Origin of the sequence: Thalassolituus sp. UBA2590 (genome assembly GCF_002339775.1) — a bacterium.
Taxonomy (GTDB): domain Bacteria; phylum Pseudomonadota; class Gammaproteobacteria; order Pseudomonadales; family Oceanobacteraceae; genus Thalassolituus.
The window spans coordinates 1-18,067 of sequence record NZ_DDKU01000078.1 but is presented as its reverse complement, the minus strand read 5'-3'; the positions used below and the strand labels follow the sequence as shown (position 1 = coordinate 18,067).

Genomic DNA, 18,067 nt, shown 5'->3' with positions numbered 1-18,067 from the left:
AGAAGGCTCAACAAGCTACGTCCGGGTTCATAACGCCTTGAAATTGATCTGTGAAGATTCACGGCTCTTACCCGCGGCCTCCAGCCTGTCAAGGTAGTCCTGCCAGAGCGCATCCTGATTGAGACAAAGATGATACAGATATTTCCAGTCATACAGCCCGGAGTCATGCCCGTCGTCAAAATTCAGCTTGAGTGCATAGTTGCCCGCTGGTTCCATGCTCAACAAGCCCACGTCTTTCTTGCCAAACTGCAGCACTTCATTGCCGACACCATGCCCACGCACTTCGGCTGACGGTGACAGCACGCGCAACATTTCAAAGCTGAGCTGATACTCAACTCCGGCGTAAGTCAGTGCAACGCAGCGGCTGGATTTCTTTACTTTAATGGCTTCTGGGATCACGTAGACTCCAAATTACAATTTAACCAGCAGACCTGGTTTCAACTTCTATACTCATTTCACCCCCTAAGTTTACTATCCCGGAGATGCTACGCCATGACATTTCTGCGAAACCTGTCCATTCGCGCCCGCTTATGGCTGATAATGGCCGCTGCACTGATCTGTATCGTACTACTCGAAGCAAAAGCACTGAGCAGTCAGTACGACGTTATGTTCGCTGCCGAATACACCGCCAAAGAAAACACCGCTAAGTCACTCGTGAACAGTGCCCATAGCCTGCTGGAACGGTATCAACGTATGGTTCGGGAAGGCGTATTGACGGAAGAGGGAGCCAAAGAAGCTGCCTTAGATGCCCTGCGCTCTCTGCGCGATGGCGATGTCTATTTCTGGGTGCACGACCGTACCCCGGTGATGCTGCTCAATCCGGTCGTCGAATCACTCGAAGGGACAAATGTCGGAAACTTCGAAGACAAAGCCGGTAAGAAGGTATTCCGCGAAGTGATTCAGGTCGCAGACGCATCATCTGAAGGTGGAACTGTCGAATACAGTTGGCCCAGGCCGGGCGAGAACGACGCCAGTACAAAAGTCAGCTATGTCAGAAAGTTTGACCACTGGAATTGGTACATCGGCTCTGGCACCTACCCGAGCGATATCGCAGGAGCGTTCTGGGCGTCAGCGGCTTCCGCCGCCGTTATGACTCTTATCTTTGCAGGCTTAATGGCCATCATTATTCGCCTGATCAGTAACAGTATTGAAGTGCCGCTCACCCAACTGCGTCACACCATGAGTAGTATTGCCAAAGGAGACGGTGATCTTACCCAACGGATTCCTATTACGGGCGATGACGAAATTACGCGTCTGAGCCAGTCGTTCAACCAGTTTATCAGTCAGATTCACGACATTATCCGTGAAAGTGTGAATGCCACCAACGAAGTCGCATCACTGGGACGTGAGATCGCGGCAATGGGCTCAGAGACACGAAAACTGACCGACGAACAGATGCAGGAAAGCGACCACGTCGCCACAGGCGCAACCGAGATGAGTCAGACCATTCAGGAAATTGCTGATAACGCTGACAAGGCTGCTGATGCGGTGAAAGTGGTCGAAGGTAACTCGAAAGCTGGCTTAACGACCATGCAGAATACGCAGGCGCACATTGCCGACCTGGCGGATCAGATTCAGGCGTCACGCGCCTCTATCCAAAGCCTTCGCTCTGAAACAGAAAGCATCGGGACTGTACTTGAAGTCATTCGTGGCATTGCAGAACAAACCAACCTACTGGCCCTGAATGCTGCCATCGAAGCTGCACGGGCTGGTGAGCAGGGTCGAGGCTTCGCCGTGGTTGCTGATGAGGTACGAACACTGGCATCACGCACTCAGGAATCTACTGAAGAAATTCATCGCACGATTTCGCGCTTACAGGAGCAAGCCGAAGCAACCGTTCAGTCGATGGAAAACAGCGCCAACCACTCTGAAGAAACCAGCGAGATGTCTCAATCAGCCAGCGAGGCTATTGCACGCATCAGTGATGCCGTCGTGACTCTGACAGAGATGAACTTAAGCGTGGCCAGTGCAGTAGAACAACAAAGTGTTGCTGCAAACGAAATCAGTCAAAGCATTAACCGGATTGCTGGCTCATCCAATGACATCAGTAATAATATGTCGCGCTCGGATGATAGGGGCAAAAGACTCGCGGAATGCAGCGACAGGTTGTCTGAGCAGATTGCTCGTTTCAGAATATAGATAACGAAAAAGCCCCCGTTTAAACGGGGGCTTTTTTATAAGTGCTGCATTATCAGAGAATAAACTTACTCAAATCCTGATCCTGTGCCAGAGCACCCAGCTTCTGATCGACGTAAGCTCCGTCAATGGTCACTTGTTCGGTCAGATCCGTTGCGTCAAACGACACACTCTCGAGCAGGCGTTCCATCAGTGTATGCAGGCGGCGGGCGCCGATGTTCTCGGTGCTCTCGTTGACCTGATAAGCAATCTCCGCCAGACGCTTAATACCATCCGCAGTAAAGTCGATGTCCAGCCCTTCAGTCTTCATCAGCGCTTTGTACTGAACGGTCAGAGACGCGTTAGGCTCGGTCAGAATGCGCTCAAAATCATGCGGAGTAAGCGCCGCAAGCTCAACACGGATAGGCAGACGGCCCTGAAGTTCGGGAATCAGGTCCGAAGGTCGTGCAAGATGGAACGCGCCCGAGGCAACAAACAGAATATGGTCTGTTTTCACCATACCGTGCTTAGTGCTGACGGTGCAGCCTTCGATCAACGGTAGGAGGTCGCGCTGCACCCCTTCGCGGGATACATCGCCACCAGAACCGCTGTCCTGACGCTTAGCGACTTTATCGATTTCATCAATAAAGACGATGCCGTTCTGTTCGACCAACTCCAGCGCACGGACTTTCAGCTCTTCCATGTTCAGTAGGTTGCCGGCTTCCTCATCGCAGATCTGCTTAAAGGCATCCGCAATTTTCATCTTACGCTTGGACTTTTTATCACCGCCCAGGTTGGCAAACATGTTCTGCAACTGGCTGGTCATCTCTTCCATACCTGGAGGTGTCATGATTTCTACACCGGCAGTATTCACCTGAGCGACATCAATCTCGATTTCTTTATCATCAAGGTCACCGTTGCGCAGCTTACGACGGAAAACCTGGCGCGCGGAGCTGTCTTCCTGCTTAGGTTCTTCAGTGGTGTCCCAGCTGGTGGTCGAGCGGGCCGGTGGCAGCAACACGTCGAGAATACGTTCTTCAGCGAGTTCTTCGGCTCGGGTGCGTACCTTTTTCATTTCCTGCTCACGCAGAAGCTTGATCCCAGTTTCGACTAAATCACGGATAATGGATTCTACGTCCTTACCCACGTAACCCACTTCAGTAAACTTGGTGGCTTCCACTTTGATAAAAGGCGCATTCGCAAGCTTAGCCAGACGGCGGGCAATCTCAGTTTTACCCACACCGGTCGGGCCAATCATCAGAATATTCTTTGGCGTGACTTCATCACGCAGCTCTGGCTCAAGCTGCATACGGCGCCAACGATTACGCAGGGCAATAGCCACAGAGCGTTTGGCATCATTCTGACCGATGATGTGTTGATCCAGTGCGTGGACGATTTCGCGAGGTGTCATCTGGCTCATGCATTTGCTCCTGAAGTGTCGCCGGTTACATCGCTCTCTTTCAGCGACTCAATGGTCAGGTTGGTATTGGTGAACACGCAGATTTCGCCAGCAATATTAAGGCTCTTCTCGACGATATCACGAGCGCCAAGCTCGGTGTTTTCCAACAAGGCACGAGCCGAAGCCAATGCATAATTACCACCTGATCCAACACCGATCAGGTCATCCTCGGGCTGCAGTACGTCGCCATTGCCGGTAATAATCAGAGAGGCGGTGTGGTCTGCCACGGCCAGAATAGCTTCGAGCTTGCGCAGAGCACGGTCTGAGCGCCACTCTTTTGCCAGCTCAACGGCTGCACGGGTCAACTGACCACCATGCTGCTGCAGCTGGGCTTCAAACTTTTCAAACAGGGTAAAAGCGTCAGCCGTGCCACCAGCGAAACCTGCGAGGACTTTACCGTCGTATAAGCGGCGGACTTTGCGGGCATTGCCTTTCATTACGGTATTGCCCAGTGAAACCTGACCGTCGCCTCCAATGACGACTTCGTCGCCACGGCGCACGGATACAATCGTTGTCATGACTCTGTACCTTGTGTCTCAGATGTAAATGATGTGTCGCTTTCGGTACAGATGGGGGCAGAAACCGGCATTTCAAGCAGAAGATCTGCCGGTAATAGTTAGACAGGTCTGCGCGCCTGGTCGATCGCGTTGCAGAGTAGCGCCAGGCCTTCCGTCGCCCGCGGGCCAGAACGCAGCAGCGCTGAGCTGTTTACCGGAATAAGGTGCCCCTCCCTGACAGCAGCGACGGATGGCCATTCGCTCCACAAAGCCTCTTTCGAGTTCACCACGTTCGTGTGGCTCGACATAATGATGACCTCAGGGTCGCGGGCAATCACACTCTCAAAAGCCACAACGGGGTAGTGTGACGGTGCTTTGCCAAACACATTGTCACCGCCGCAATCTTTGATCAGAGCATCGACCCAGCTGCCTTGCCCGACCGTGCGCAATGGCTCGTAAGATAACTGGTAAAAAACCCGGACAGGATCGGCATTGGCGAACTGACGCTTTAGTGCGCTGTAGCGGTCACGAAAACGACCTGCCGCTTCTTTCCCAGCCTGAGGTTCTCCAACGGCGCTACCCAAACGCTCCATATCATCAGCTACGGCATCCATCGTTTTGGGGTCGATGTAAAGAACATTCACCCCAAGCGCTTCAAGCTTCTGAAGATCAGATTCTTTATTGCCACTCTTCCATGCCACGACAATATCGGGCTGTAACGCGATAAGCGCCTCGATATTAATACCGGCGTAACTACCAATACGCGGAATAGCTTTTGCCGCTTCAGGGAAGTCTGCCCACTCGACGGTACCCACAACCCTTTTACCAAGACCCATTTCAAACAGCATCTCGGTCGAAGACGGGGACAGGGCAACGATTCGCTCTATCGGTTTCGATGCTACTGCGAAACACGCACACAGCATCAATGCGAAAGCAAAGAAGCAGCGGATCACCAATCCACACCTTTACGGGCTTTTATTCCCGCGCGATATGCGTGCTTCTCATCTTTTACTTCGCTGACGGTATCTGCCAGATCTCGTAGTTCTTTGATTGCGCCACGCCCGGTAACAACAACACTTTGATTTTCAGGACGATTACGGATGGCATTCAACACCTCTTCTTTATTGAGGTAATCGTAACCGAGCATATAAGTCAGCTCATCGAGCAGAACAACGTGGTACTGAGGGTCAGCAAGGTATTCCTTAGCGTGCGCCCAGACCTCTTCTGCTGCGGCAATATCAGACGTTCGGTCCTGAGTTTCCCAGGTAAAGCCTGTGCCCATGACGGCGAAAGGTACGCCATTATTCTCAAGCAGGTTTCTTTCACCACAGTCCCACTGCCCCTTAATAAACTGAACAACCGCCGCTTTGTATCCGTGGCCTACAGCGCGTGCAACCGTACCGAAGCCAGAGGTTGATTTACCTTTGCCATTGCCTGTTACCACGATCACGATACCGCGCTCTTCCGTCGCTTTCGCAATACTGGCATCAACCTTTTCTTTTTGTTTCTGCGCTTTCTTTTTATGGCGTTCCTGCTTCAACTCTTCTTCTGACTTCGACATTACCTGACCTCGTATATTTGATAATTTCTATTTTTAAAAAATGATCTGTGACAGCTGCCCTACTGAATGATATCCAACAGGGCGTCCATATCGATATGCTCTTCATAAATATCAGCGATACGTTCAATTTCACGTTCACGCAGTGCTTGCCAATCTTCTGCCGTTCCCGGTGAACCAGATACCCACTCAAGAATAAACTCACAGGTTTCCGGGTGGTCAAATAGGCCATGAACATAAGTCCCCATCACCTGGCCATCGCCAGATATGGCACCGTCAGTGTATGAATTTCCCTGCTGATCGGTCAGACAGCAAAAGGGAGTCTGCAGGCCTGCCCCTTCACTGATACCACAGTGAATTTCATACCCTTTGATCTTATTCCCGGAGTTACTCAGCACACCGTCTACGTTCTTAAGCTGCTTTTCTGCGGTGAGTCGAGTACTGACATCAAGTAAACCAAGACCTTCGGACTCTGTGATCGTGCCCTCGACCTGCTCCGGGTCAGAAATTTTCTGACCCAACATCTGAAAACCACCGCAGACACCGAGCACTTTGCCACCGTAGCGCAGGTGCTTAAGAATCTGTCGATCGAACCCCTGCTCCCTCAGGTAAGCCAGATCAGCCTGAACACTCTTACTGCCCGGAAGGATAATGAGGTCAGCGCCCGACAGATCACCACCAGCAGTGACATACTCAAGCACAACGCCAGAATGCTGAAGTAGCGGTTCAAAGTCGGTGTGATTGCTGATACGTGGCAGGACCGGCACCTTAATAACAATGCGCTGCTGGTCTGGCTGATTAAGATTTTCTTCATGCAGAGCCCGGTTTATTCCGTCTTCAGCATCAAGACGCAGATCCATAATGTACGGCAGTACTCCCAGTACAGGTTTCTGACTGTAGCCTTCCAGCCAGTCGAGGCCATCCTGAAGTAACTCGATCCGGCCGCGGAATTTATTGATCAGAAAGCCTTTAATTCTTGCCTGTTCACTGGCCGCAAGAATATTTACCGTACCTGTAAGATGCGCAAACACACCGCCGCGATCGATATCCGATATCAGAACGACAGGACAATCTACCGCCTCGGCAAAGCCCATGTTGGCAATATCATTTTTGCGAAGATTCACTTCTGCCGGGCTGCCTGCGCCCTCAACAATCACCACATCGTACTGTTCTTTGAGTCGCTGAAATGCCGCTAAGACATGGTCAAATGCGAGCTCTTTAATGTTGCCAAAACGTCGTGCGTCGAGCTCGCTGACGGCCTTACCATTAATAATGACCTGCGAGCGCATATCCGAATTCGGCTTCAACAATACCGGGTTGAAGTCCGTCGACAGAGGTAAACCACAGGCTTCGGCCTGAAGCGCCTGAGCCCGCCCGATTTCTCCGCCATCGTTCGTTACCGCACTGTTCAATGCCATGTTCTGAGGCTTAAATGGCGCCACCGAAATACCCCGGCGCTTAAGTATCCGACATAGCGCGGTCACACACAGGCTCTTGCCAGCATCAGACGTTGTGCCCTGAACCATCAGGCAGCCTTTTACCGGCAACGAAGTATGAGCATCAGCCATGAAGCAGTACTCCATTACGTTTTAATGCCAGTGGGCACCCGGAAACGACCAGAGTAACGTCATCGGCGATGGCGGCTACGGCCTGATTCAGCCACCCTGCCTCATCAGCGAACCGGCGGCTTAATTCACCAAGGGGAACAATGCCGCTCCCCACCTCATTGGTGACAATAAAAATATCCTGCCCTGGTACTTCCGAGGCTTTTTTCAGTGCGCTCAGCAATTCGGATTTTTCCTGCTCAAAGTCGGGCCAACGCTGTTCATTGCAGAGCCAGTTAGTGAGGTATAACGTCAGGCAGTCAATCAGGAGCGTTGACGACGACACACTCACGACCGAGGACAGCTCAAAAGGCTCCTCAACCAGCGCCCAGTGCGCCGGTCGATCTTTCTTGTGACGCTGAATGCGCGCCGCCATTTCGTCGTCTCCCGGTGTCGCTGTCGCCACATAGGTAATCTCAGCCCGCTCATTAGCAAGCTGTTCGGCATAACGACTTTTTCCGGATCGGGCTCCGCCCGTCACTAAGTGAATCAAGAGAAGCTCCCGCTCAGAGCCAGTAACGAGAGATAAATAGCCAGTTCACTGACCTGCTGAACTGCTCCTAAGGCATCGCCGGTAAACCCGCCAATCTGACGCTTAAGAAAGACATACGCAACGCCTGCCAACACGAGTAAGACCAACAGAATAATGAACGGGTTGTTGATAAACATAAGCGCGATTAAACCTGTGATTATCGCAATAGCCGTATCCGCACCCGAGCCTGACTCAGCCAAAGGCTTGGCTTTTGAGGTATCAACGTCAGAGACATAAGACATAGCAGCGATAAATACTGTCGGAATAATTCGACTCAAAGGATGCGCGACCAGAAGTGCCAGAACCGGGTTGATCAACTGGGATAAAACAACGAATTTCAGCGTAAGTGACACCCATAGAGCCGCAGCGCCGTACGTGCCGATGCGGGAGTCTTTCATAATGCTTAGCTTCTGCTCGCGGGTCCATCCGCCGCCCAGCCCATCACAGGTGTCTGCCAGACCATCTTCATGAAAGCAACCGGTAAGCAGCAGGCTGATTGCAATGGAAATCAAGACAGCAACATTCTGAGGAAAGACCAACATCAACAACCACAGAGCCGTCGCACACAGAGCGCCGATCAGCCATCCAACTGCCGGAAAATAACGGCTGGCGCGGTTAAGGCTCGCCTGACTGAACTCGACCGAGGCCGGTACCGGTATTCGCGTAAAAAAGGCCACGGCAATCCACCACAGGTTCAGCTGTTCACTCAACCTGTTCATACCGCAGTGACACCTGCATCATCAAAGCTCGCCATGTAATTGTAAAAAGACTGCGCCGACTGCAATAGCGGGTACGCCAGCGCTGCGCCGGTTCCTTCTCCCAGTCGCAATCCAAGATCCAGTAACGGCTTAGCATCGAGAGCCTCCAGGATCAGAGTGTGAGCCTGCTCTTCTGAGTGGTGACAGAAGACCATATAATCCCGTACCTGCGGGGCTATTCTGACCGCCGCCAGCGCCGCTACTGACGCGATAAATCCATCCACCATAATGACACATTGCTTCTCAGCCGCGGCCAACATAGCACCGGTGATCTGGACAATTTCGAAGCCACCGAGAGAAGCCAGAATATTCATCGTATCGTCAGGTTCAGGCGTCGACTGATGACGCTCGAGTGCCTCAGCGATGAGCGATTTTTTGCGTTCAAAGGCATCATCATCAATGCCTGTACCACGACCACAAGTCTCTTCGACTGAGCGCCCCAGAATAGCAGCGAGCACCGCCGATGCCGCCGACGTATTACCAATTCCCATCTCACCAAACGCAAAAACATTACTGCTTTCTGCGATTCGCTGACGCACTATTTCAGCCCCCAGTACTAGTCCTGATTCTGCGGTTTCGCGTGCCATTGCCGGCGCTTTAGCAATATTCTTAGTGCCCGCTCCCAGGCGCTGATTTATAACGCGGCTACTCTCAACGGCATTAAGGATGCCTGCATCAATAACGTACAAAGCCATGCTGGCAACCTGACAGAAACAGTTCACTGCCGCACCGCCATTAATAAAATTCTTAACCATCTGCTGCGTCACCGCAGGAGGCGCAATACTCACCCCCTCTTCTGCAATGCCATGATCTGCTGCAAATACCAACATGGCAGGCTTATGCAGTCGGATCTTTTCGACACCGGTGATCGCTGCCAGCTGAGCCGCTAATGATTCAAGCTGCCCCAGACTGCCGGGCGGCTTGGTTTTCATATCAATACGCTGCTGAATGGCAGCATCCCTTGAGCGGGACACCGGAGAAACGAAAAACATAACACCTGCCATCAACGACTCTGTCGTTGCTTAAGAATAATAAAAAAGAAAAGACTGCCGAGCGCGGATGTCACAATACCAACGGGCAGAACCTGATCCTGAAGTAAAGAGTGAGCCAGGACATCCACCCAGATCATAAAGGTCGCACCAACCAACAGAGACATCAGCAGTACCCGGTGTAACTGTCCGCCGACGAGCAGCCTCACAATATGTGGAATCATCAACCCAACAAATCCGATGCCGCCGACCTCTGCAACCAGAATCGCCGTTACTGCCGAGCACACCAGCAACATCCCCAACCGCAACTTATGTACAGGCACACCTAGCGTAGCGGCACTTTCTTCGCCCAGCTGCATCACGACGAGCCAGCGCGAAAATATGAAAAACAGACCACTGCCAAGCACCACAGCCAAAAGAGGCAAAATAAGATCAGCCCAGTTGCTGCCCGAAAAGCTGCCCATCAGCCAGAACAATAATGTAGCTGCAGTTTCTGGCGTTGAGTAATAAATCACAAGGCTGGTAAATGCACTGAGCATAAAAGAAACTGCCACCCCGGAAAGCAGCAGCTTTTCGACCTGAACCGCTGATTTCCCAGCAAGCGTCAACATCAGAAAAACAGACAGCGCTCCGCCCGCAAGCGCCCCGGTGGTCACGTTAAATACGACACTCAGGCCCGTCGCCGCCAGAAACCCAGAAAAGGCCCCAGTGAAAGCAGACATGGCCAGCACCGCACCTAGAGCGGCCCCGGATGAAATACCAAACAAATACGGATCAGCCAGCGGATTACGGGTTACTGATTGCAGAATAGCGCCAGTAATCGACAGACCAGCGCCCGTTAGTAAAGCCATAAAAATCCGCGGCAGGCGAATATCCGTAAGAATCTGCTGTTCGATCGGCGACAACGCACAATCATTCGTCCATGGACAGATAATGACGCCCTGAAAGACATTCAGAAGCGACAGATCAAAGGCGCCTTGTGCCGCCGCACCAATCACCGAAAGGCAAAGCACAGAAAAAGTTATTGCAACAGTTAACCCGTACGGCATTTTCATTCCCTGCGCTCTCCAGCTGATCCGGGAGCAATAGTCCGACTCGGAGGCATATCGTAGGCAATACGAATACGGCGTTCATGGGTATAAGTGTTACGGATCACAGCAACATCTGCGGCAACCTGAAATACATCCTGAATTAATTCGCTGGTAAGCACCTGGAAGGGTTCACCGTTGGCCACCAGCTGACCTTTATTCAATACCAGCAATTGATCACAGTAAGCCGCGGCCATGTTCAGATCATGAATGGTAAGAAGTACCGTAACACCCAATGACCGGACCAGGCTTAGCGTCTCTATCTGATGCTGAATATCGAGGTGGTTGGTAGGTTCGTCTAAAAGAAGAATCTGAGGTTGTTGTACCAGTGCGCGGGCGATCAACACCCGCTGCTTCTCTCCACCTGAAAGAGAGCCGAAATCACGATCAATAAAACGCGTCAGATCGAGGTCGGCTGCTATCCCTTCTATTAACCGGGTGTCATCTTTGCTGGTAAACGACAGCAGTGGCTTACGAGGCGTCAGGCCGGTTGCAAGAACTTCGCGCACGGTCACCTCGAAAGGCAGTGCCGATTCCTGCAGCACAACCGCGATTTTACAGGCTCGCTCGCGTCTGCTCATCAGGTGTACCGGGTGCCCGGCAATCATCACCTGCCCCGCCAGCGAGGCCGGTTGATCGTAGCGATGGCAATAGATTGCTCTGAGTAACGACGATTTACCTGCACCATTCGGCCCGACAATACCAACCAGGCTACCGCATTCCACAGCGAACGAAATATCCCGCAGAATAGCGTTCGTAGCTTTCGCACCGATAGTCAGCGATAAGTGCTCAACAGCGATATACGCGAGTTCAGCATCGCCAGAGGTGTAGCTGTTGTTTGAGGACTGATTCACCATGGGTATCCGCGCATCGGTACAAATATTGTCACGCTAATCGTCACATTATGGGCGGAATACGGATGATGGACGCACTTCGGGAACGCAGCCTAAGCCGCCCGAACAGAGAGCTCATCATCGAGTAACCCGCTCGATCATAGAAATTGGTTTGCACGTCCGGGAGGCAATCTGGCTGACAGTCGACCGGATAAAAGCCACTGTTTACAGTTGCGGGCACAGCCCCGGATTTTCACCGGGTTCCCCTCCTGAGACTGGCAAGACAAATTTGCCAGTCCGGACAGGGGTGGATTATCGCACAGAGGCGCCAGCGTTGCAGTAAACACGCGGATACCGGATACTTCGCGCCTTAATGATCACAGTTAACCACACCATACACAGACTACGGAAACGCTCATGATTGTCGCCAAAGATACGGTTGTTCAGCTGCATTACACCCTTAAAGATGCCGATGGCAAACAGATTGAGTCCACTGCGGGCCACGATCCGATTGCCTACCTGCAGGGCCACAACAACATGATCCCGGGCTTTGAAGAAGCTGTCGAAGGCAAGCAGGCCGGAGACAAGCTCGAAATCACTGTAACACCAGAAAATGGCTACGGTCACCGCGTTGAAGGTTCAGTGCAGCGCGTACCAGTCAAGCACCTTCAGGGCTCAAAGAAATGGAGCAAAGGCATGGTCGCTTCTGTACACACAGATCAGGGCGAGCGTCAGGTGACCATCGTAAAGGTCGGTCGTTTCATGGCAGACGTTGACACTAATCACCCATTTGCCGGAAAAACCTTACATTTTGACGTCGAGATTCTGGACGTTCGTGCAGCGACTGCAGAAGAGCTTGATCACGGCCACGCCCACGGCATTGGCGGGCATCAGCACTGATTCTGACTCAGATCACAAGTGGTGAGAGTAGCCGTCTGAGTGCGGTAGTATTTTAATATTGCTTCGGCTATTCTCGAACGAGTCTTTTGAAAATACCTGTAGGAGATTAAGGATGAATATCCGTCACCTGTTTACTGCCGCTGCCGCCACTCTGCTGGTTGCGTGTTCTTCTAACGAACCGGCACCTCAAGTTGCTGAGTGTGTCTTCGCCGATGGCAGCATGCAGCCTGCTCCTGCGTGGGTCTGTGGTGCCCCTGTTGATGGCGTCGACCTGACCGCCGTCGGTTACGCCGATAAATCTGCCGCTGGCGCAAACTTCATGAAGCAAATGGCAGCGACTGCCGCGCGCGTTGAACTTGCTCAGACCATGCAGGTAGAAGTTCAGAACATGATCAAACAGTACGCCGAAACCACGGGTACAGCGGACGACGAAACAGTTGATCAGGTAAACTCTGTGACAACCAAACAGATCACCAAGCAGACACTGACTGGCAGCAAGATCTTCCGTCAGATGCCTACGCCTAGCGGCGGCATGGTGGTTCTCGTTGGTCTCGACGCCGACACCGTTAACCAGTTGGCAGAAGAGGCCCTGAAAACCTCAATGAACAACGAGAAAGCTCTGTGGCAGAAGTTTCAGGCTCAGAAGTCTTTCGACGAAATGCGCGAAGAAATGCTGAACATGAACTGAGTCAGCTCAGCGTATGATATCCAGACCGGTACCGGGGTAACTCTGTACCGGTTTTTTGTTTTGGGGGAGATCCAATGAAACATCTTATCCGTTGCACCCTGATAGCCAGCGGTGTCGTCGCCAGCGCAGCTACTCTTTCTGTCGTCGCGAACCCAGGTATGAGCGATTACGAACGCTGGCGCGCCACGACTCAGCAAGAATTTCAGAGCTATCTCGACGAAAACGACAAAGCCTTTATCGGATTTCTGAAGCAGCGTTGGGAACCCGTCGATACCGAATCAGGCGAGGAAGAAGATAAGGCCCCAAAACCCACAAACATCCCAAAAGCACCGCCGATTTATTCGCCTGTTGATGCGCCAGAAGAGAAGCCTAAAGACATAGCAACCGAACCTACGCCAGTCGTAAGTGTGCCTGTTCCGACGCCAACGCACTTGCCCGACAACACAACGCCAGAGCAAACGCCGGTCAAAGTGGCACCCCAGCCACAAATTAAAGGCCCTGCCGCCAGTATTAACTTTTATGGTCACGCTTTACGCCTGCCCTACAACAAAGCCATGCCACGTGCATTTTCATCCAGGCCCTCCTCCGACGCTATAGCCTCAGCGTGGGAAGCGTTAGCACGGAGTGATTTCAAACCCGCCTTAGAGCAGCTCAATGCCACTAAGACGTCTCTGTCCCTCAGCGACTGGGCAACAGCACGGCTTGTATCAGACTACTCTGAGGCCGTAGCGGGAAATGCCGACAGCCGCATTATGTTGAGCTGGTTTATGCTCGTAAAACTTGGCTATGACGCCCGCCTTGCCTACAACGACCGCCTTTACCTGTTAATGCCTGCTGACGACGATGTGTATGGCGTCACCTATTTTACTCTCAGTGGTGAACGCTACTACGCCCTGCCACTCAATGGTGATGTACGAATCGCAGGAAAGGTCTACACCTACGGCAAGCAGCACGAGACAGCGTCACGTGCGGTGGCCTTCAAAATGCCTGAGCGCTTTAATGGTGCGGGAGATATCCGCAAGCGGACGCTCAGTTATGAGGAAGGCGAAGAAACAGTGAATGTTGTCGTCAGCTACCCAACGGAGCAGATCCGTTATCTGGATTCCATGCCCCAGCTGAACCTGCCACGCTATCCGATTCTGGATCTGCCCGCTGCGACACGGGCCGAGCTCACTAGACAACTGAAGCCATTGTTACAGGGGCACTCTGAAGAAGTCGCGGTAAACCGCCTGCTTAACTTTGTCCAGAACGCCTTTCAGTATCAGACCGACGAGCAGCAGTTTAATACTGAGAACTACCTGTTCCCACTTGAAACCCTGCACTATGCAGCCTCAGACTGCGAAGACAGAGCCGCACTGTTCTCGCTACTGGTGCACGACCTGCTGGGCCTGCCCGTCGTACTGTTGGATTATCCGGGGCATGTGGCCGCAGCCGTTGAATTTACAGGTCAGGTGAAAGGCAACGCAGTCGTTTATAATGGCCGCCAGTACACAGTCACTGACCCGACCTATATTAACGCGCGTGCAGGAATGACCATGCCGCAATTCGCCGGTCAGTCACCTGACGTAGTAGAAGTATTTTAAGGAGGCCTTCATGGCTTTGCAGATCGCCATTGTTCCTGTCACTGCTTTTGAGCAGAACTGCACTGTTCTGATGTGTGACAACACCAAAGAAGCCGCCATCGTAGACCCCGGCGGTGAAATTAATAAAATCAAAGCGCAGATTGAGAAAATGGGGGCGACCCCCACCAAAATTCTGCTGACGCATGCACACATTGACCATGCTGGAGGCACCGCAGTCTTAGCGCGCGACCTCGGCCTCCCTATTATTGGTCCTCATAAGGAAGACGACTTCTGGATTCAATCGTTGCCGCAGCAATCTATGATGTTCGGATTTCCCAACGTTGAGTCATTTACGCCGGATCAATGGCTGAACGATGGCGATACGGTCACAGTGGGTGACGTGACACTTGAGGTTATCCATGCGCCCGGCCACACACCAGGGCATGTTGTCTTCTTCGATAAAGACAGCAAAAAAGCCTTAGTCGGCGACGTTATTTTTAACGGGTCGATTGGTCGTACTGACTTTCCAAAAGGAAATTTCGACGAACTGGTTTCGTCCATCCGCGAGAAGCTGTTTCCGCTGGGCGACGATATTGAATTTATTTGTGGGCACGGCCCGAATTCAACCTTCGGCCACGAACGTCAGCACAATCCTTTTGTCTCTGACCATCGCGGCTAAGTACTTATCTTTATTCAGGGCGACGTTGCTGCAGGTTTCTTCCTGAGCTCCGAAGTCTGAATAGCCGCCAGTTTCTGAACTCGCTGGCGGCTTTCTTCCAATGCGATATCCATTTGTTCGTCATACATCTCCAACCAGGTACGCGAGCCCGGCATCATTTTCGCGAGATCACGCATCCCCTGTTTTAACGCACTGAGATGCGTCTGATAGCTCTGCTCCTGATCGAGAAGAATTTCTTTAAAGCCAGACGCCTGACTGGTGTCCATAATCATACGGTATTGCACCAGTGATTTTTCAAACGCCGCCATCTGAATGCGCAACGCTTCATTTTCTTTTGTCACCAGTTCCAGCTCTGCGGCCTTAGCGTAGGCGACGTCTTCTTTCAGTAACGAAACAATGCCCAATGTAGACAACGCTGATAACCCAACGACCGAGAGCACAATAAGTACAATCACAACCTTTCGATTGAAAGACACCGTTCGCTCCAGCAGCGCGATACGCTGCCCCTCACTGAGATCAAACTCTTTTTCGTCTTCCATTGGAGGCTCCATAACCCAACTGCTTTACCTGACTTTTAAGCATAGCAGCCGCTGGAAGAATTGCCCGGCATGGGCTAACTGACCCCGATAGGTCATCCAGACAGAGCACTCACACAACCCGCCGGAGGTAACGGCCAAGCGTTGATTGAAATTGTTTAAACCAGCGCTCTGCACTCTCTGACTGAGATGTACCGGGGGCGAAGTGAAAGTCACCAACAAGAGTATCAATACGAAACGACCAGGACTTCTGACCAGCCACCAGCCTTATCTGTTCGGGCTGACTTGTATCGTAGAAAAATTCTCCGTCGTCAGCCTCGAACAGAGCGCTGAACATCAGCTTCCCTGTTCTATGAATATCGCGAGAGTGGCGGACGACGAACTCATCGCCCTCAAGCTCGCCGATGTCCGTAATAAACTCTTCCGCTGATCTGTTTAACACAGCACCCATGTAATCACCCGCAAGGATAAGCGCTCCCTGTAATTCGCGGCTGGCACCGGTCGTCAGGTCTTCTTCACCGATCAATTCCAGACCGACGAATAAACCCGGCACACTGTTTAACAAGCGCCAGTCTTCAACATAGGCGCCGCTTGGCGCGAACTCCATCATGCAATTGCCCACACGCCTTAGCTCTGCGGGCTCGGGCCAACGGTTTTCACTCAGCGAAGACACGCCTCCCTGCCAGTCGAGCAGGTTATGTTGCCAGACACTGTGCGCGTACCAGCCTTCGTAATCCGCCTTATTTTCAGGCTCCGCCTGCTGTTCGTATTCGAGTGGCAAACGTAGATCTATCGTCAGCGCTCCAGACTGAAGCCAGAACACCCGTGTGTCTGTATCAGTTAACCCATTAGCAAAACTGATGCACCGCCGCCTGAAAGCACCGCACATCCACTCAGGAACCGAGTTCCTTGGCCAGACGGCGCCCTGCCCGCAAGCGATATCCACCAGGCTTTCTATCCATCGTTTCCGTTTCATGAAGCCTGCTCCTTGCGGCCAAAGCCAAGGTCGGGTTGTGTTTCAGGACGTTCTATTTCGCCCAGCCGTAGTCGCTTCTGAAGGTAGTCAAATGTATCGATGGTCTGAGCGTACAAGTGATCACCGCACCTGACCGGCTGATACTGTTTCTCAGCCCCTTCACAAGGGGCCATCACAGGCTCGATGACCGTATCGTAATCGCAGGTACAGAAGAGCGGGAATGCGTAACGCTCCTCTTTCACTTTACGCACCCTGTGAGTCGTTGCTCTAAAATGGCCGTTACTCAGTATTTCCATCATGTCGCCAATATTAACGACAAAACATCCGGGGATGACGGGAGCATCAATCCAGCGCCCTTCACCATTCAACACTTCAAGGCCATCGGCGGTGGGTAGCAGTAAGGTGAAGCATTCGTAATCCGTATGCGCACCAATGCCCTGGGTGTCTTGCACGCCCGGGTCGTAAGGGTAATGAATCAAGCGCAATTGATTCGGTGGACGAATCAGCTTGCCATCGAAGAAGGTCTCCTCCTGCCCTAGTGCAAGAGCAAAGCCCCTGAACAGAACCTTTGCGAGCTCGGTTCCGTGGCCGTAGTAACAACTCACTTTCGCTTTGAAATCGGCATCGTCTGGCCAGAGCGTTGGGCCAAGCATCGGCCTCCGATACCTGAGATCACTCAGGTCGTAGTTAACATCATACGCCTCTTTATGATCCCGGGGTTTATTCACGTCTGAACTTGAGCCCGGGCTATAGAAGACTTCTTCGCCCTCTGGAACGTAACCACTGTGGTTCTGCGACAAACCGATGTAATTCTGCATCTTCTGTTCGTATGGCTGAGCAAAATACTGCTTTGCAGACGCGACCAGATCGTCGGTCGCTGTCCCGGGAATCCGATGCCCGCAGACATAGAAAAAACCAACGTCTCTTGCGGCATCGTGGATATTATCTGCAACCGCCTGACGCTCAGCAGGCACAGCGGAGTACAAACCTGAAATATCAATCACAGGGATGGATGAGAATCGACGGAGGGGTGTTTGCTTGTGTGGGTTGGTGCGGCTTTGCATATCAGTCTCCCATAGGCTTCAGGATGACTGGCCGTCCAGTGGTGTTCAGCAGAATGCTGGCCGGGCCGTCCCGACTGCATTTCAGAGTATCAAATCAGTAGGCTCAGAGACCAGAGCGCAAAGTGGTCAGTAAGCGCTTACAGAGGGTGGCTAACGAAAAGATGGATACAGAAGAAATAGCAGGCACAAAAAAGCCCGCAGAAGCGCACTGCTGTCCCACAGTTTTGGG

The 18,067-nt window shown here is 52.3% G+C and carries 19 protein-coding genes and 1 riboswitch; of the genes, 5 read left to right on the top strand and 14 right to left on the bottom strand.

Annotation, left to right across the window (positions count from 1 at the left end):
- Nucleotides 1–27: 27 nt before the first annotated feature.
- Complete coding sequence (locus B2067_RS07535) at nucleotides 28–399, bottom strand: DUF971 domain-containing protein (protein ID WP_301387981.1); 372 nt, start codon at nucleotides 397–399, stop codon at nucleotides 28–30.
- A gap of 93 nt (nucleotides 400–492) precedes the next feature.
- On the opposite strand from B2067_RS07535, the gene B2067_RS07530 reads away from it, so the two are divergent.
- Nucleotides 493–2,139 carry a methyl-accepting chemotaxis protein gene (locus B2067_RS07530; protein ID WP_076515700.1) on the top strand — a complete coding sequence of 549 codons (1,647 nt, stop codon included), beginning with the start codon at nucleotides 493–495 and terminating at the stop codon, nucleotides 2,137–2,139.
- 52 nt (nucleotides 2,140–2,191) lie between these two features.
- On the opposite strand, the gene hslU is transcribed toward B2067_RS07530, so the two are convergent.
- From hslU to B2067_RS07480, 10 genes are all read right to left on the bottom strand, one after another.
- Entirely contained in the window at nucleotides 2,192–3,535 is a 1,344-nt protein-coding gene (gene hslU, locus B2067_RS07525; RefSeq protein ID WP_068435395.1) for an HslU--HslV peptidase ATPase subunit, read from the bottom strand.
- The gene (hslV, locus tag B2067_RS07520; protein WP_076515703.1) at nucleotides 3,532–4,092 is read right to left on the bottom strand and encodes an ATP-dependent protease subunit HslV; all 561 of its coding nucleotides are present in this window, start codon (nucleotides 4,090–4,092) and stop codon (nucleotides 3,532–3,534) included. The genes hslU and hslV overlap by 4 nt, the downstream gene beginning before the upstream one ends.
- Before the next feature lie 98 nt (nucleotides 4,093–4,190).
- Nucleotides 4,191–5,024, bottom strand: coding sequence for a cobalamin-binding protein (locus B2067_RS07515; RefSeq protein ID WP_301387979.1), 834 nt, complete (start codon nucleotides 5,022–5,024; stop codon nucleotides 4,191–4,193).
- Nucleotides 5,021–5,632, bottom strand: a complete 612-nt coding sequence (cobO, locus tag B2067_RS07510; protein ID WP_068436697.1) for a cob(I)yrinic acid a,c-diamide adenosyltransferase — start codon at nucleotides 5,630–5,632, stop codon at nucleotides 5,021–5,023. The genes B2067_RS07515 and cobO overlap by 4 nt, the downstream gene beginning before the upstream one ends.
- A gap of 59 nt (nucleotides 5,633–5,691) precedes the next feature.
- Nucleotides 5,692–7,197 (bottom strand): cobyric acid synthase, encoded by a 1,506-nt coding sequence (locus B2067_RS07505; RefSeq protein ID WP_301387978.1) that lies wholly within the window; start codon nucleotides 7,195–7,197, stop codon nucleotides 5,692–5,694.
- Nucleotides 7,190–7,726 (bottom strand): bifunctional adenosylcobinamide kinase/adenosylcobinamide-phosphate guanylyltransferase, encoded by a 537-nt coding sequence (gene cobU / locus B2067_RS07500; protein ID WP_301376746.1) that lies wholly within the window; start codon nucleotides 7,724–7,726, stop codon nucleotides 7,190–7,192. The genes B2067_RS07505 and cobU overlap by 8 nt, the downstream gene beginning before the upstream one ends.
- Nucleotides 7,723–8,484, bottom strand: coding sequence for an adenosylcobinamide-GDP ribazoletransferase (locus B2067_RS07495; RefSeq protein ID WP_301387976.1), 762 nt, complete (start codon nucleotides 8,482–8,484; stop codon nucleotides 7,723–7,725). Before B2067_RS07495 ends, cobU begins: the two co-directional genes overlap by 4 nt.
- The gene (gene cobT, locus B2067_RS07490) at nucleotides 8,481–9,527 is read right to left on the bottom strand and encodes a nicotinate-nucleotide--dimethylbenzimidazole phosphoribosyltransferase (protein WP_297530873.1); all 1,047 of its coding nucleotides are present in this window, start codon (nucleotides 9,525–9,527) and stop codon (nucleotides 8,481–8,483) included. Before cobT ends, B2067_RS07495 begins: the two co-directional genes overlap by 4 nt.
- Nucleotides 9,527–10,567, bottom strand: coding sequence for a FecCD family ABC transporter permease (locus B2067_RS07485; RefSeq protein ID WP_297530871.1), 1,041 nt, complete (start codon nucleotides 10,565–10,567; stop codon nucleotides 9,527–9,529). Before B2067_RS07485 ends, cobT begins: the two co-directional genes overlap by 1 nt.
- On the bottom strand, nucleotides 10,564–11,454 hold the full coding sequence (locus B2067_RS07480) for an ABC transporter ATP-binding protein (protein ID WP_301387974.1): 891 nt from the start codon (nucleotides 11,452–11,454) through the stop codon (nucleotides 10,564–10,566). Before B2067_RS07480 ends, B2067_RS07485 begins: the two co-directional genes overlap by 4 nt.
- A 144-nt stretch (nucleotides 11,455–11,598) precedes the next feature.
- Nucleotides 11,599–11,750, bottom strand: a riboswitch (cobalamin riboswitch).
- 100 nt (nucleotides 11,751–11,850) lie between these two features.
- On the opposite strand from B2067_RS07480, the gene B2067_RS07475 reads away from it, so the two are divergent.
- The 4 genes from B2067_RS07475 to B2067_RS07460 all read left to right on the top strand — a co-directional run bounded on the left by B2067_RS07475 (nucleotide 11,851) and on the right by B2067_RS07460 (nucleotide 15,262).
- Entirely contained in the window at nucleotides 11,851–12,333 is a 483-nt protein-coding gene (locus B2067_RS07475; RefSeq protein WP_068436711.1) for an FKBP-type peptidyl-prolyl cis-trans isomerase, read from the top strand.
- A gap of 112 nt (nucleotides 12,334–12,445) precedes the next feature.
- Nucleotides 12,446–13,021, top strand: a complete 576-nt coding sequence (locus tag B2067_RS07470) for an LPP20 family lipoprotein (RefSeq protein WP_076515723.1) — start codon at nucleotides 12,446–12,448, stop codon at nucleotides 13,019–13,021.
- Between the two features lie 74 nt (nucleotides 13,022–13,095).
- A complete protein-coding gene (locus B2067_RS07465) occupies nucleotides 13,096–14,604 on the top strand; it encodes a hypothetical protein (protein WP_301387972.1) in 1,509 nt (502 codons plus the stop codon).
- 16 nt (nucleotides 14,605–14,620) lie between these two features.
- Nucleotides 14,621–15,262 carry an MBL fold metallo-hydrolase gene (locus B2067_RS07460; protein ID WP_301388011.1) on the top strand — a complete coding sequence of 214 codons (642 nt, stop codon included), beginning with the start codon at nucleotides 14,621–14,623 and terminating at the stop codon, nucleotides 15,260–15,262.
- A 14-nt stretch (nucleotides 15,263–15,276) separates the two neighbouring features.
- Here B2067_RS07460 and B2067_RS07455 read toward each other — a convergent pair whose 3' ends face one another.
- The 3 genes from B2067_RS07455 to B2067_RS07445 form a co-directional block, all read right to left on the bottom strand.
- Nucleotides 15,277–15,801, bottom strand: a complete 525-nt coding sequence (locus B2067_RS07455; RefSeq protein WP_301387970.1) for a hypothetical protein — start codon at nucleotides 15,799–15,801, stop codon at nucleotides 15,277–15,279.
- Between the two features lie 109 nt (nucleotides 15,802–15,910).
- Nucleotides 15,911–16,774, bottom strand: coding sequence for a hypothetical protein (locus B2067_RS07450; protein WP_301387968.1), 864 nt, complete (start codon nucleotides 16,772–16,774; stop codon nucleotides 15,911–15,913).
- Complete coding sequence (locus B2067_RS07445; RefSeq protein ID WP_301387966.1) at nucleotides 16,771–17,838, bottom strand: isopenicillin N synthase family dioxygenase; 1,068 nt, start codon at nucleotides 17,836–17,838, stop codon at nucleotides 16,771–16,773. The genes B2067_RS07450 and B2067_RS07445 overlap by 4 nt, the downstream gene beginning before the upstream one ends.
- Nucleotides 17,839–18,067 lie beyond the last annotated feature (229 nt).

What these genes read in the sequence shown, in the direction of transcription:
- hslV (WP_076515703.1), bottom strand. Translation starts at nt 4,092, where the DNA reads ATGACAACGATTGTATCCGTGCGCCGTGGCGACGAAGTCGTCATTGGA.
- cobT (WP_297530873.1), bottom strand. Translation starts at nt 9,527, where the DNA reads ATGGCAGGTGTTATGTTTTTCGTTTCTCCGGTGTCCCGCTCAAGGGAT.
- B2067_RS07530 (WP_076515700.1), top strand. Translation starts at nt 493, where the DNA reads ATGACATTTCTGCGAAACCTGTCCATTCGCGCCCGCTTATGGCTGATA.
- B2067_RS07495 (WP_301387976.1), bottom strand. Translation starts at nt 8,484, where the DNA reads ATGAACAGGTTGAGTGAACAGCTGAACCTGTGGTGGATTGCCGTGGCC.
- B2067_RS07505 (WP_301387978.1), bottom strand. Translation starts at nt 7,197, where the DNA reads ATGGCTGATGCTCATACTTCGTTGCCGGTAAAAGGCTGCCTGATGGTT.
- B2067_RS07445 (WP_301387966.1), bottom strand. Translation starts at nt 17,838, where the DNA reads ATGCAAAGCCGCACCAACCCACACAAGCAAACACCCCTCCGTCGATTC.
- B2067_RS07450 (WP_301387968.1), bottom strand. Translation starts at nt 16,774, where the DNA reads ATGAAACGGAAACGATGGATAGAAAGCCTGGTGGATATCGCTTGCGGG.
- cobO (WP_068436697.1), bottom strand. Translation starts at nt 5,632, where the DNA reads ATGTCGAAGTCAGAAGAAGAGTTGAAGCAGGAACGCCATAAAAAGAAA.
- hslU (WP_068435395.1), bottom strand. Translation starts at nt 3,535, where the DNA reads ATGAGCCAGATGACACCTCGCGAAATCGTCCACGCACTGGATCAACAC.
- B2067_RS07485 (WP_297530871.1), bottom strand. Translation starts at nt 10,567, where the DNA reads ATGAAAATGCCGTACGGGTTAACTGTTGCAATAACTTTTTCTGTGCTT.
- B2067_RS07470 (WP_076515723.1), top strand. Translation starts at nt 12,446, where the DNA reads ATGAATATCCGTCACCTGTTTACTGCCGCTGCCGCCACTCTGCTGGTT.
- B2067_RS07475 (WP_068436711.1), top strand. Translation starts at nt 11,851, where the DNA reads ATGATTGTCGCCAAAGATACGGTTGTTCAGCTGCATTACACCCTTAAA.
- B2067_RS07465 (WP_301387972.1), top strand. Translation starts at nt 13,096, where the DNA reads ATGAAACATCTTATCCGTTGCACCCTGATAGCCAGCGGTGTCGTCGCC.
- B2067_RS07455 (WP_301387970.1), bottom strand. Translation starts at nt 15,801, where the DNA reads ATGGAAGACGAAAAAGAGTTTGATCTCAGTGAGGGGCAGCGTATCGCG.